This window comes from Paenibacillus sp. PvP094 (assembly GCF_040546835.1).
Classification (GTDB): Bacteria; Bacillota; Bacilli; order Paenibacillales; family Paenibacillaceae; genus Paenibacillus; species Paenibacillus illinoisensis.
The window spans coordinates 1,557,443-1,571,426 of the sequence record NZ_JBEPOM010000001.1 but is presented as its reverse complement, the minus strand read 5'-3'; the positions used below and the strand labels follow the sequence as shown (position 1 = coordinate 1,571,426).

Here is a 13,984-nt window from a genome sequence, read left to right as displayed (position 1 = left end):
TAACATATACGATGATAAGGGTTATACGCAGGCCACTGGCAACAAGGAGGTCATGAAGTTGTCTCAAAATGAACAGATCGTACTAGCATCCCGTCCGGAAGGTGCACCATCCAGGGATAATTTCAAATTCATTCAGACGCCGCTCCCTGAACCGGAAGCAGGACAGGTTCTGGTGCGTACATTATATTTGTCGGTTGACCCTTATATGCGGGGCCGTATGAAGGATACGAAGTCTTACGCACCTCCATACGCGCTGAATGAAGTGATCAAAGGTGGGGCCATCGGACAAGTGGTGGACTCGTCAGAACCCAATCTGCGCAAAGGTGACTTCGTCTCCGGCATGTGGGGCTGGCAGCGGTATGCAGCTGTCAACACGGGAGATCTCTCGCTGATCGATACGGAGGAAGCGCCGCTTACAGCCTATCTTGGTGCCCTCGGCCTGACGGGCCTGACGGCTTATTTTGGCATGGAGGATATCGGCAAACCGAAGGATGGCGAAACGGTGGTGGTATCCGGCGCAGCGGGAGCCGTCGGTATGATCGCCGGTCAGATCGGCAAGATTGTCGGAGCAAGAGTGGTTGGAATCGCAGGTTCTGACGAAAAATGCGCATATCTGAAAGAAAAGCTCGGGTTTGATGTGGTCCTCAACTACAAGCGGGAGAATGACATGTCCGCAGCGATCGAACGGGTATGTCCAGATGGGGTAGACGTCTACTTCGACAATGTTGGCGGTGACATTTCGGATGCGGTACTCAGACATATCAACCGAAATGCACGTATTCCGCTGTGTGGGCAGATTTCGTCATACAATTTGGAGAAGCCGGACATCGGCATGAGACCGCAGACGCTGCTATTGACCAACACGGCGCTGATGAAAGGATTTCTGCTCGGGGACTATGCCAAATCCTTCAAAGAAGGACGCGCCAAATTGGCAAAATGGATGAAGGAAGGTCTCATTCAGTATGAGGAGAACATTGTAGAGGGATTTGAACAAACACCTGAAGCCTTCATGGGGCTGTTTTCGGGAGATAACCTGGGTAAACAGCTGGTGAAAGTTGCAGATCCCGAGTAAGATCGTGCGCTACCCTATGTGCCATGAATCAAGGCCAGATAAACAACAAAAAGACACGTTCCGCATGCGTACATGCCGAGAACGTGTCTTTTTTGACGTCGTCGCTAGTTAGGCTCAAGCCGATGCAGCGACAACTTCTTTGTAGTGTTTGTACATATATACCCGCCAGCGCACAATCATGCCGAAGGCCAGAAGGAAGAATAATCCGCCTGTTTGCGGAATGGTAACGTACTGCTGAATGACTTCATGCAGGATCAGGCGTACCGCCAGCAAACCAAGCAGAATGAAGGCAAAGCTGCGGGAACGGGTCGCGAATATCTCCTCGTTTACCTTTTCAAACCGGGTACTGCGAATGAGAGGATAGGAGAAGATGAACCAGCCAACCAAAAATGCAATGACAGCCCACCATAGTGGAATATGCGTTTCCGGGACAACAAACATCAAAAATCCGGTACTCATGCCCAGCGGGGGAATCAGAATTTTGCGTATGGTCACCGGCCTGTGACTGGCTTTCAACCGAATGAAAATGGCAAGCAATGCCATGATGAGCATACCCAGGGTTGCACCGATCTGAAGGTAAGACGGACTGATTTGAGCCACGAAAATATCCCTCTTTCTGGAATAATATATGTTCCGTACATCCGGATCATCAAACAAATCATAGAATTTAATGTTTCTATATATAGCTTCTATTATATCACAAACCAAGAAAGCCGATAGAATGCTTAGTGCATCATTTGCCCGAATACGGTATAACGAGATTAACACAGTTTGGCATTGAAAATTTGTATTATTTTGTCCAATGCAGGTGCATTTATGCGAACAAGGGCAAAACAGGTAATCAAGCACGATATCGATGCACAAAGAGAGCAAGCAAGACACCCTGGGAGGAAGACACAGCATGAAAAGAAACCACAGGCCGCTAACCTTATGGTTGCTGGCTTGTCTGACAGTGATATCGGTCGGTCTGGTTGTCCCCTGGATCTGGTGGCAATCTCAAGCACCAGTGCTGCTGAACATCATGATAATAGACAAAACGAATGCTAATGCACCTTCTCCGGGATATAAGGGCCTGGTTTGGCTGTTAAATCAACAAAAGATTGTACAGAAGACTGGAGAACGATACGTTTATGACGAAAACGAGGATGAGGTTAACCTCCTAGAGTATGCTTCTCCAATAACGAAAAAACTTCCGGACGAAGTCACTGAAACCGATCTGATCTATCTGGCTTCATCGAAAACAAACGCAGCGCCTCCTGTTAGTTTCAGAACGAAGAAAGCCGAAGAGGACGCAGGATTAACGGTTTATGATGTCCTTAAAATTCGTGAAGCAGCCAGCAGAGGGGTCGCAGTCGTTGCAGAGTATAATACACAATCCTTATGGACGTCGGATAACGTCAGGGAGCAGCTGCAACCCATTTTGGGCTTGAAGAGCAGCGGGTGGCGGGGAAAATATATATCCAATCTGCAGAGCCGAATTCAAGTGCCTGAACAGGTACGTATGGATTATGAGCGTATTGCTGGGCAGGCTTGGCCATACTCCGGAAAGGGCATTCTCCTGGTGCATGAAGATGGCCGGGTCATCGTGCTGCGTGGCGGCAAGGATGTCGGGGCAGCGGAGATCAAGCTGTCCTTTACGGAGAAAGGCAGGCAGTGGAGCGGTATTCAGCAGGAGTTCCAATATACCAGCTGGTTCGATGTTGTCGTGCCGGATTCGCCAGAATCGATACTGGCAAGATATAAAACGAGCCTGACTCAAGAAGGACGACAGAAGCTGATTAATGCCGGTATTCCGGGTGATTTTCCAGCCATCCTTCGTAATGATGGAGATTATCAGTCTTATTATATGACAGGTTCATTCGGAGAGATGGAGCATTACTCCTTCTGGCGCAGGATCAAGGGATGGGATGTCATCAGAGACTGGCTTACACCGAATCGAAAAGAAATACCAGATATGTTTTACTGGAAGGTGTACGTGCCTGTCATGAAACAGATTCTGAAGGAAGTTCAAGCCGAAGAGCGTGTGTGGCCATAGGGAAAGACCGTTCGGAGAGAAAGGCCGAAGGTAGAAAGGGATGCAGTGTAGTGCTGCATCCCTTTTCAGATATTTACGGTGTAGAGTCAGTCCTGATGCAAATGCTGCAGTCCGTTAAGGAAGGCCTGGACAGTCAGGTGCAGGCTCTTATTGGAATCGAAATCCATGTTGAACCCGCCCTGGGCTTCAATGGATGCGAAGCCATGGCACAGGCTCCTTAATCCGCGCACCGCATGCAGCGCTTCGGCTTCGGTGAGCGGGTAGGGCTGCAATGCATGCAGCAGAATGTCCAGCGTAGCTGCACTGGCTTCGGCAAGCTCCGGTTCATGGATATCTGGAGCGTGGAACGAGGCTTCGTACAGCCCTGGATGCTGGCGGACAAAGCCGATATAAGCTGCGGCGATGGCCTGAATGGCCTCGTCGCCCGTGCGTTCAGCGGCAGCCGCGGCAAGTGCCTGGCTGAGCTGTAGTACAGACATCAGCGCCAGTTCCTGGCGAAGCCCGGGAAGCCCGCTGATGTGGTTGTACAGCGACGGGGAGCGCACGTCCAGCCGCTGGGCCAGTGCGGCCAGCGTCAGCGCCTGGAAGCCGTCGCTGTCGGCAAGCTGGGCCGCGGCACTTAGCAGTGTGCCGCGATCCAGCCCCTGCCGCGGGCTCACAGGTGCCCCCCGGCAGGGCGCAGCCGCTGTTCCGCATCAGCCGCAGCCGCACGCATGACGGCCGCTGGCTGGCGCAGCATCCGTCCGTGGCCTACCGCCAGCACGGACGGTTCCAGCTCGGCCAGGTGCTTCGCGCTGGCTAGAGCCAGTTCCCGGTTCCACGTCGCAAGCGCGGGGAACGGGAAGAGCGGGCGCACGCGGCCGGAGACGGCGAGGCCGCCATGCAGCTGATACGCGTCGCCGGCAATGAGCACGCGGCTGCGCGTGTCCATGAAGGCCATATGCCCTGGCGTATGGCCTGGTGAAGCAATCGCGATCAGGGAGCCAATGCGATCGCCGTCTTCCAGCAGCCGGTCCGGACGGGTGCGGATGCCTTTCGGCACACTGCCGCGTACCGGGGTCTGGGGTTCTCCGGGGAGCAGGGCAGCGTCTCCGGCCAGCAGCCTGGCATCCCGGCTGGAGATAGAGACTTCCGCTGAAGGAACTGCCTCCTTGAGGCCATCCAGAGCACCGACATGGTCGCCATGGGCATGGGTCAGAATAATCCGGGTGATCGGTTTACCAAGGGACTCGGCGGTTGCAAGAATCCCCTTCAGACTAAATGGCATCCCCGCATCAATGACGGTTACACCATCTTCTTCTTCTACAAGATAGACGTTCACAGGGAAAAGACGGGGGAGAAAGGAAATTTGAATAACGTCATGTTCACGAGTTAATCTCATTTAATTGGCCTCCTAAAACTAATGGTATTAGTAATATAACTAATGTCATTAGTTTTTGCAAGATGCCCTGTAAAATAAAAAAAATTGAGGAAAATTTCCTCTTTACAAAAAAAGCGTTTTCAAATTGAGAAATACCGATTATAATGATGACGTAAGCCCTTTCATATGTCTATCTTTTTGGAGCCATTCGCGATGCGATTGGCTCACTTTTTTGTTCATTTTGTATAGAAATGCGGTTACTTTCGTAAAATGACCTTGTTCTATTTGAGGACCATAAATGCTGCTATAACAGGGAATCCTGGGCCTGGTTGAACGGGGGAGCAGAAGTTGACAAACATAACTGTTATTCCTATAATAACAGTTGAACTTACCTTGTGTTGTACCACATCGGTGATTGCTGCCGGGAAGGGAGTAAGTGATGAACAGTGAATTTACCATTGCCGTCCATTGTCTGGTTTTTCTGTCCATGAAGGATGAGTGCATGGCGAACAGTGAAGACCTGTCCCATAGCGTCGGTACGCACCCGGCGAGAGTACGCAAGGTTCTTAGTGTGCTACGGAAGAATGGTTATCTGACCACCAAGGAAGGTGCTCACGGCGGATACCTGCTCAGTCGTCCGAGCGAGGAGATCAAGCTTGGGGAGTTGTACCGTCTGGTTGCCGGCGGCTCACTTGGGCCCAATTGGTGTTCCGGAGAGTCCGGTTCCAATTGCATCGTCTCCTCTAACATGCAGGATGTCATGGGGAGCATCTATGATGGCGGTGAGGATGCGCTAACTTCCTATTTCGACAGTATATCGATTGAGGATGTGAAGCATCGTATCGGAAATGGGGAAGCATGCTCTTCGTCCAAGAATGAATTGTCGTCGAACAGTTAATTGGCATGGACGTTGTCCCGGGGAAATGAGATTCATGGATGTTTCAGGAGAGTCCGGGCATAACGTGAACACAGATGGGTGCGATCCTCTGCGCTGATGTTATTTTCGGAAGGTGGGTATCTCGTAGAGATCACTTGATATGGCCTTGCGAACATAAATGAAACAACAGAAATGATAAGATATAATAAAAAAACAATTTTGGGGAGTGGAATGAATGTCCAGCATTGAAAACAATGAAACACTGCGCGTCATTAACGAACGTCATTCAGTCAAGAAATATGAAGCCGGATTTGTTATGCCAGAGGAGGATCTCACTGCCATCCTGACTGCAGCTTCTGAAGCTCCGTCTGCATGGAACCTGCAGCACTGGAAATTCCTTGTGATTGAATCCGAAGCGGATAAGGCTAAATTGCTGCCGATCGCTTATGGCCAAAGTCAAATCACAGAAAGCTCCGTTACGATCGCTGTACTCGGAGACCTCGAAGCCAATCGCAATGCAGTCATCTATGATCAGGCTGTTGAAGCGGGCTACTTGAAGCCTGAAATTCGCGACGCGTTGGTTGGTCAAATCAACGGTGCTTATCAAAGCCAGCAAACGGCTCGCGACGAAGCGATCCGCAATGCTTCTTTGGCTTCGCAAAACATTATGCTGGCTGCGCGTTCCCTTGGCTATGATACATGCCCAATGGGTGGTTACAACCCGCAGCAACTGATTGAAACATTTAACATTCCTCCTCGTTACATTCCTATCATGCTGATCACAGTAGGTAAAGCGGCACAACCGGCTCGTCCGGCAGGTCGTTTACCATTGTCTGATGTCGTAGTTAGAGGTTCGTTCTAAGATATATTCATATTAAAAATAGCCGCATGCCCTCTCAGGGAGCATGCGGCTATTTGCTGTAAGAGGCAGGAAGGATTGGGTAGCTCAGCGGCCCATCCTTTCCACCTCTTCATTGCAATTCTTATTTCTCAGGTGTTTCCGGGATTTGCGGAGCATGGAAGCTTTCCATGTATTCGATGGCATTGTACATCATAACTGCCGCTTCTGCACGAGTGATGGTTTCTTTCGGATTGAAGTTGCCATCCGCATCAAGCGTGTTGATTTTAAGAACCAGCGAGCGCTGAACCGCACCCTGATATTCCGGAGTAAGCTCCTGTTCATCTGTAATTTCTACCGGTTTGATGTTAATCATCGGCAGGCCGCCTTTGGCTTCGATCCCCTTCATCAGGAACAGAGTGAATTGTTCGCGTGTCATTTCTGCAGCCGGATCGATGTCCTTAGGCATCTGAATTCCATTATACTGGGCACGAACGAAGGCATCGCTGTACCATACACCGTCCTTGACGTTGCTGAAGGTATCACTCGGGAGCGGTTGTTTGATAAAACGAATCGCATCCAGGTTCAGATCGAGACCATCGGTAATCAGCTGCACTCCTTGTGCGGTATTTAATTGCTGTTCCGGTTTGAACAAGCTGTCGCTCACTCCCTTGATCAATCCATCCTGATGCAGAGCTTCAATTTTGTCAGCACCTGCAATACCTTGAAGGTCAGTAAAATGGGCTTGAGCAGCGTTAATCGGGCCAGCACTCAGGGAGAGTGTGAGCAGTGCTCCGGCAGTAATAGTGGCTAGTATATTTTTTTTCATGTTGAAATCGCCTCACTTTTCTAGGGAGTCCCTTTGTATAAAAGCTATTTGCCCCTATAGACGACCCTTGTCTAAAAAAGGTTGCTGCATTTTTCCAACAGATGATTCGTTTTGTTTCAAGTAACAAGGGAATCCATAACTAGCCCTTGGATTTGTTGCGATACTCCGTGGGCGAACGTCCCATCATTTTGCTGAACAGTCGTGAGAAATAATAAGGGTCCTTGAACCCCAGCTCAGAGCTGATCTGTTTGACGGTCCAGTCCGTAAAATCAAGATAACGGCAGGAATGCTGGATTTTGAGTCGCAGGAAATAATCTATGGGTGAATGTCCGGTTGCCTGCTTGAACAGTTGTGAATAATGGGGTGCCGATAACTGGGCCTGTGCGGCGAGCTCCTTTAACGTCAATCCGCGCTCCAGGTGTTCCAGCATATACTGGATCGATTGCTCTGCCGCTCGTTTGCTGCTGATCATGCTGACCGCTGTTCCCTGACCATAGGCCAGCATACCGAGCATATAGCCTGTAATCTGCGAAGCGTATATCATGGCTTGCAGGGAGTACCCGGTTTCCAGTGCATCATAGCATTCATGGAACAGTTCCAGCCATTTGGGGGCTTTGGAAGGAGCGATGGCAGAGATTTTATTGGCCAGGAGCAGTTCAATATAGGTAGAAGCATGTTCGCCGCGCAGATGAATCCAGTAGATGCTCCAGGGTTCGGCCGCATTAGCCCCGTAAACGTGGGCCATATATGCAGGCAAAATGACCAGGTCACCTGCATGTACAACTTGTGGTTTGCTGCCATCTAATTCGTACCATCCTGTTCCTTGTACGCAATACATGAGAATATGGGAGTCACATCCTTGAGGCCGATCCCGGTAATGATGCTCCGCTTCATGGAAATATCCGATATCAGTAACGTACAGCCCTGCAGTTACTGGGTATCGAGCTGCTTCTTCGAGCAGCGGATCAGGCAGTACAACGAGTTTTTGCATAGGGAATCCAGCAGATTTGCGCAGTGTGGTTGTATGGTTGTAAGGTCTCATACTTGTATTATGGTGAGGGAGGATGGGGGAGTCAATGTCGGATATGCAAGCGTTCACAGAAATATCATGATCTTGAGAACGTTGCGTCTGTTCCGATGAAGCAGAAGCCGGTGAATTGGGTAAGTACATTATAGTGGAACCATCAATCAATCTAGAGCATGAACCGACTCATGAAGAGAGATAGACATGGAATTGGAAAAGAGAAGGAGAGATGATAAATATGGAAAGAGCAGCAGCGAATGAAACATTTTTCTATACAGGAACTTATGCATCAGCAGATCAACCAGGGATTGTGCTGTGCGCACTGGATGCAGATACAGGTGAGATGAGAATCGTCAGTCACACAGAGGGTGTGGACAACCCATCCTATCTTGCATTATGCCCAGATGCTAACTGTCTGTACGTTGCGAGTGAAACCGATGAGGGAGAGTTACTGGTATATCGCAGGGATGCGGCAACGAGTGAACTGCATCTGATGGATCGCAAGCTGACCAAAGGGGCTTCCCCTTGCTATGTGTCGGTCACAAAGGATGGCAAATGGGTGCTGACTTCGAACTACAGCAGCGGTAGTGTGAATGTATTCCCGGTAGGGGATCAAGGGACGCTTGAAGAGATGAGTGCACTGGTTGAACATACGGGCAGAGGGAAGAATGATGATCGTCAGGAAGGACCTCATGCTCATTCCATACAGCCGGACCCGTCCGGACAGTATGCGGTCGTATGTGACCTTGGGCTCGACCAGATTATTGTTTACCGTATGGAAGAAGGAAGGCTGGTCACACACCGCGAGACGAATCAGCCTCCTGGTTCAGGTCCAAGACATTTGGTTTTCCATCCGAGTGGGAAATGGGCGTATGTCATTAATGAGCTGAACAACACGGTTACCGCATTCATGTATGATGAGCGGAGAGGTGAGTTCAATACGCTGCAGCATATCTCCACGCTGCCTGAAGGGCATTCGGGAGAAGGAACAGCTGCAGATATCCGTGTATCCCCTTGCGGCCGTTTCCTGTATGCTTCCAACCGCGGCGATGACAGCATCGTGCTGTATCATATTGATCAGGAATCCGGAAAATTGGAAGCCGTGGAATGGACGTCGACCATCGGTCAGACCCCTCGTAACTTCAATTTGCTGCCAGGCGGGATTCTGCTCGTGGCCAATCAGGATAGCAACAATATTGTTGCATTTCAAATGGATGGGGAAGATGGTCGTCTGACGCACAATGGATTTAAGCTGGAAGTGTCCCGTCCGGTATGCATTACGCCTGTGGTATAAGCTGCAGTGCTGCAATGAGCAGATTCAAATCTGATTAACTCAAGACCATGCATGGACCTGATCCAGCATGGTCTTTTTATTTTTTTATTATTCAACGTATCCCGAGAGTTCAAGGTATTCCGAAGAATACAAAATCAAAGTGCTTACGACACGAAATTACTAATTTAGACCTATAGATGGAATTAAATGTTTAATTTAGAATGGAAATATTAAAGCGCTTACATAAAGATGACGCTAAGAAGACAACGGGCTTACCAATTCCATTTGGGGAGGCTATTATTCTATGTTGAATCGATTGTCTTGGAGAAGGACGCTGCGAATTGCCGGAATAGCCCTGCTAAGTTCAGCCATGCTGACGACTGCGTTAGGACTGGGGAACACACCGGTAACCGAGGCGGCGGGTACGCGTCAGATGGAGTTCCTGGACCGTGGGGTGGTTGCGGTAAAGACAGGTACGGGTGTATTTGTCAGCTGGCGTCTTTTGGGTACGGAAGGATCCAATGTTTCGTTCAATGTATATCGGGATGGAACCAAAGTGAACGCATCCCCTATAACCAATAGCACGAACCTTCAGGACGCCAGCGGGACAAGCAGTTCCAAATATACGGTTCGGGCTGTAGTGGGCGGAACCGAGCAGTCGGCTTCGGCTGCTGCGAGTGTATGGGGAAACAACTACCTGTCTGTGCCTCTCAGCATACCAGCGGGCGGGACAACACCGGATGGGGTGGCTTATACGTATAGCGCCAATGATGCCAGTGCAGGCGATCTGGACGGCGACGGGGAGTATGAACTAATCGTGAAGTGGGACCCCTCCAACTCCAAGGATAACTCTCAGAGTGGATATACCGGTGAAGTATTTATCGATGCCTATAAATTGAACGGGACACGTTTATGGCGAATTAGTCTCGGCAAAAATATCCGCGCAGGTGCTCATTATACCCAGTTCATGGTGTATGACCTGGATGGAGACGGCAAGGCCGAGGTTGCGATGAAAACGGCTGATGGCAGCAAGGATGGCACCGGTACGGTCATTGGCGATGCCAGCAAGGATTACCGCAATTCCAGCGGATACGTTCTATCCGGACCGGAATTCCTGACCATCTTCAATGGGCAGACTGGCAAAGCCCTGTCCACAGTGAACTATGAACCGGCACGGGGCAACGTATCCGATTGGGGAGATAATTATGGCAACCGGGTTGATCGCTTCCTCGCAGCGATTGCCTATCTGGATGGTGAACGTCCAAGTCTGGTCATGGCACGTGGATACTACACGCGTACGGTGCTTGTAGCCTACAACTGGCGGAATGGGCAGCTGACGAAGCAGTGGACATTCGATTCGAATACATCCGGCAATTCGGGGTATGCCGGGCAGGGGAATCATAATCTGAGCGTAGCGGACGTGGATGGAGACGGCAAGGATGAGATTATCTACGGTGCCATGGCGGTAGATGACAACGGAAAAGGATTGTACACAACAGGGCTTCATCATGGCGACGCCATGCATCTAAGTGACCTGGACCCCGACCGTGCCGGGCTTGAGGTATTTCAGGTTCATGAGACCCCGTCCAATGCGGGAGTTGAATTCCGTGATGCACGTACAGGGCAGCTGATCTGGGGCATACCTACAACAAAGGATATCGGACGCGGCATGGCAGCGGATATCGACCCGAGATATAAGGGGGCTGAAGTTTGGGCGGACGGTGGTCTGTATACAGCCAAAGGACAGAAAATTGGAACAACCTTGCCTTCATCCACGAATTTTGGTATCTGGTGGGATGGAGATCTGCTGCGGGAGCTGCTGGACAGCAACCGAATCGATAAGTGGGACTATGCCAACAGTAAAACGGTTAATCTGCTAACAGCTTCAGGTGTTTCCTCCAATAACGGAACGAAATCCACACCGAATCTGCAGGCTGACCTGTTCGGGGATTGGAGGGAAGAGGTGGTATGGCGGACAAGCGATAGCTCTGCGCTGCGGATCTACACCACAACTGCGGTCACGGACAAGCGGATCTATACCCTGATGCATGATCCGGTGTATCGTCTTGGTATCGCATGGCAAAATGTTGCCTATAATCAACCACCCCACACGGGTTTTTATTTGGGTGAAGGCATGAGCACGCCACCGGTACCCAATATTCATTACGCCGGGAAATAAGAGATAAGCATGAGTTGCAGCAACCAGAGCAAGATGCAATGTTAATCTGTTATTCTGCCTGATCGAAGGACAACAGGTAATCCTGTTGTCCGTTTTTCATTCCATGTCAATCGGATTGAAATCCCGAAGAAATCGGAAAAAACGTTTGACAGGCCAGAGGGCTGCCCTTATGATATGCATATAACTTACTAAACAGGTAGGAATAATAAAAATGATTGCTTTAACTATTGCGGCAGCAGTCATGACAGTCAGAGAAGAGTAACTTGAACAGAATAACGTTCTAACCGTATCGACGGAGGAACACTGCAGCACATCATTTCTGGATGAAGCATACACGGCCTTGGGTCGGCATGACTTTGTGAGGGAGAAGTGTGCGGGTGGTTCCTCCGTCTTTTGTTCTTTTTTCGGTGCGTTCCATACTGTTCAGCCTGCCTGAGGTAGTCATTGCAGAACCATTCTGGGGGGAGTGTTGTTTATGAAAAAGAGAATTCATAAGGGTATTCTGGTTGGTCTGGCATTGGTATTAACAGGGGTACTGGCAGCGTGCGGCGCGGAGAGCAGCGGTTCCAGTGCAGCAGGAACATCGGGAGAGCAGGATAGCGGCAAGGAAGCTGCCAAAGCCATCGAGCTGCTGAATGTATCCTATGATCCGACGCGGGAACTGTATGAGCAATATAACAAGGCGTTTGCGGCGTATTGGCAAAAAGAGAAAGGCCAGGAAGTGACGATCAAGCAATCACACGGCGGTTCCGGTAAACAGAGTCGTTCCGTGATCGATGGCTTGGACGCAGATATCGTTACACTGGCATTGGGATATGATATCGATGCGATCGAGGATAAAGGGCTGATTAATGCAGGCTGGCAGGATAAATACGAGCACAACAGCTCCCCATATACCTCAACCATTGTATTTTTGGTACGTAAAGGCAATCCGAAAGGCATCAAGGACTGGGATGATCTGATCAAAGGGGATACCCAGGTGATTACCCCGAACCCCAAAACCTCCGGCGGAGCGCGTTGGAACTATTTAGCAGCATGGGGATATGCGCTGAAAAAGAACAACAATGATGAGGAGAAGGCGAAGGAATTCGTAGGTGAACTCTTCAAGCATGCACCTGTACTTGATTCTGGGGCTCGTGGCTCTACGACAACATTTGTTGAACGTGGTATCGGTGATGTGCTGCTGGCCTGGGAGAACGAAGCGTTCTTATCGGTAAAAGAGCTGGGTCCGGACAAATTCGATATTGTTGTTCCTTCCGTTAGTATCTTGGCTGAACCACCTGTAGCGATCGTGGATAAAAATGCAGACAAAAAGGGCAGCCGCGAGGTGGCAGACGCTTATCTGAAATATCTGTATAGCGAAGAGGGGCAGACCATTGCCGCGGAAAATTACTATCGCCCGACGCTGGATAGCGTGAAGGAGAAATTCAAAGACCAGTTCCCGGATGTTGAATTGTTTACCCTGAATGATGTATTTGGCAATTGGCGGGATACGCAGGCCAAACATTTCAATGACGGCGGGATCTTTGACCAGATCTACGTTCCAGGCAGTTAATGTTGAATACAAAAAGAGCTCACCACCATGTAAGCGGCCAACCAGCCCTACCGGCTGAAGGCAGAGAGGATGAACGTCCATGAGCAAGGTGATGGTGGCCCGGAGACGCACACTGCCGGGCTTCGGATTGACAATGGGGTACAGTGTGTTCTACCTGAGCCTGGTTGTCCTTATTCCACTGGCAGCGTTGATCTTTAACTCCACGGGCCTGACCTGGTCCACGTTGATTGAGACAGCAAGTAACCCTCGGGTACTTGCTTCTTTCAAGGTTAGCTTCCTGACTGCAGGAGTGGCTGCCTTGATTAATCTGGTTCTTGGGCTGCTCCTGGCTTGGGTACTGGTCCGATATGAATTCCCAGGCAAGCGCCTGTTTGATGCGGTCATTGACCTGCCATTCGCCCTGCCTACTGCAGTGGCAGGTGTTGCCCTTACGGCCCTGTATGCCGGAAATGGATGGATAGGGCAGCTGGTGGAGCCTTTGGGTATCAAGCTGGCGTATTCGCAGGCAGGTATTACCCTGGCGCTGATGTTTATCGGTATTCCGTTTGTTGTACGTACGGTACAGCCAGTTTTGGAAGAGCTGGAGGCCGAAGTGGAAGAGGCTGCCGCCACGCTGGGAGCAGGAAGATGGCGCATTTTTCGGACGATATTGCTTCCGGACCTGATCCCTCCGCTGCTGACCGGGTTTGCACTTGCTTTTGCCAGAGGCATTGGGGAATATGGATCAGTCGTATTTATCTCAGGCAACATGCCGATGAAAACGGAAATTGCACCTCTGCTGATCATGGCGAAGCTGGAGCAGTTCGATTACGCAGGAGCTACGGCCGTAGCCCTGCTGCTGCTGCTGGTTTCTTTTGTCCTGCTCTTGATCATTAATTCACTTCAACGCTGGAGCCGGAAGGCTGGCAGGGCTTAGGCGTAATAAGCCAACCTTAAACCAAA

General features: G+C 50.2%; 13 protein-coding genes. 8 read left to right on the top strand and 5 right to left on the bottom strand.

Annotated features, from left to right (window positions below):
* The first annotated feature begins 52 nt into the window (after positions 1–52).
* The gene (locus ABIC22_RS07260; protein WP_336783753.1) at positions 53–1,072 is read left to right on the top strand and encodes an NADP-dependent oxidoreductase; all 1,020 of its coding nucleotides are present in this window, start codon (positions 53–55) and stop codon (positions 1,070–1,072) included.
* A 114-nt stretch (positions 1,073–1,186) separates the two neighbouring features.
* Here the strand turns inward: ABIC22_RS07260 and ABIC22_RS07255 are convergent, their stop codons facing one another.
* Positions 1,187–1,672, bottom strand: a complete 486-nt coding sequence (locus tag ABIC22_RS07255) for a CcdC family protein (RefSeq protein ID WP_186812136.1) — start codon at positions 1,670–1,672, stop codon at positions 1,187–1,189.
* Between the two features lie 301 nt (positions 1,673–1,973).
* Between ABIC22_RS07255 and ABIC22_RS07250 the strand changes: the two genes are divergently transcribed.
* Positions 1,974–3,107, top strand: a complete 1,134-nt coding sequence (locus ABIC22_RS07250; protein WP_354479724.1) for a hypothetical protein — start codon at positions 1,974–1,976, stop codon at positions 3,105–3,107.
* A gap of 86 nt (positions 3,108–3,193) precedes the next feature.
* Here ABIC22_RS07250 and ABIC22_RS07245 read toward each other — a convergent pair whose 3' ends face one another.
* The gene (locus tag ABIC22_RS07245) at positions 3,194–3,766 is read right to left on the bottom strand and encodes a TetR/AcrR family transcriptional regulator (RefSeq protein WP_354479722.1); all 573 of its coding nucleotides are present in this window, start codon (positions 3,764–3,766) and stop codon (positions 3,194–3,196) included.
* A complete protein-coding gene (locus ABIC22_RS07240; RefSeq protein WP_354479719.1) occupies positions 3,763–4,488 on the bottom strand; it encodes an MBL fold metallo-hydrolase in 726 nt (241 codons plus the stop codon). Before ABIC22_RS07240 ends, ABIC22_RS07245 begins: the two co-directional genes overlap by 4 nt.
* Before the next feature lie 418 nt (positions 4,489–4,906).
* Here ABIC22_RS07240 and ABIC22_RS07235 point away from each other — a divergent pair, with 418 nt between their 5' ends.
* Both ABIC22_RS07235 and ABIC22_RS07230 read left to right on the top strand, forming a co-directional pair.
* Positions 4,907–5,365 (top strand): Rrf2 family transcriptional regulator, encoded by a 459-nt coding sequence (locus tag ABIC22_RS07235; RefSeq protein ID WP_127539176.1) that lies wholly within the window; start codon positions 4,907–4,909, stop codon positions 5,363–5,365.
* A 214-nt stretch (positions 5,366–5,579) separates the two neighbouring features.
* Positions 5,580–6,206 (top strand): nitroreductase family protein, encoded by a 627-nt coding sequence (locus ABIC22_RS07230; RefSeq protein ID WP_127539177.1) that lies wholly within the window; start codon positions 5,580–5,582, stop codon positions 6,204–6,206.
* A gap of 121 nt (positions 6,207–6,327) precedes the next feature.
* Here the strand turns inward: ABIC22_RS07230 and ABIC22_RS07225 are convergent, their stop codons facing one another.
* Positions 6,328–7,011: an S-layer homology domain-containing protein gene (locus tag ABIC22_RS07225; protein WP_336783748.1), complete on the bottom strand. Its 684-nt coding sequence runs from the start codon at positions 7,009–7,011 to the stop codon at positions 6,328–6,330.
* 139 nt (positions 7,012–7,150) lie between these two features.
* Positions 7,151–8,002, bottom strand: a complete 852-nt coding sequence (locus ABIC22_RS07220) for an AraC family transcriptional regulator (RefSeq protein WP_354479714.1) — start codon at positions 8,000–8,002, stop codon at positions 7,151–7,153.
* Positions 8,003–8,273: 271 nt separating this feature from the next.
* Between ABIC22_RS07220 and ABIC22_RS07215 the strand changes: the two genes are divergently transcribed.
* The 4 genes from ABIC22_RS07215 to cysT all read left to right on the top strand — a co-directional run bounded on the left by ABIC22_RS07215 (position 8,274) and on the right by cysT (position 13,958).
* Entirely contained in the window at positions 8,274–9,329 is a 1,056-nt protein-coding gene (locus ABIC22_RS07215) for a lactonase family protein (protein ID WP_127539180.1), read from the top strand.
* A 349-nt stretch (positions 9,330–9,678) separates the two neighbouring features.
* Complete coding sequence (locus ABIC22_RS07210) at positions 9,679–11,487, top strand: rhamnogalacturonan lyase (RefSeq protein ID WP_354485891.1); 1,809 nt, start codon at positions 9,679–9,681, stop codon at positions 11,485–11,487.
* Positions 11,488–11,962: 475 nt separating this feature from the next.
* Entirely contained in the window at positions 11,963–13,042 is a 1,080-nt protein-coding gene (locus ABIC22_RS07205; RefSeq protein WP_127539182.1) for a sulfate ABC transporter substrate-binding protein, read from the top strand.
* 79 nt (positions 13,043–13,121) lie between these two features.
* Positions 13,122–13,958: a sulfate ABC transporter permease subunit CysT gene (cysT, locus tag ABIC22_RS07200; protein ID WP_354479710.1), complete on the top strand. Its 837-nt coding sequence runs from the start codon at positions 13,122–13,124 to the stop codon at positions 13,956–13,958.
* Positions 13,959–13,984 lie beyond the last annotated feature (26 nt).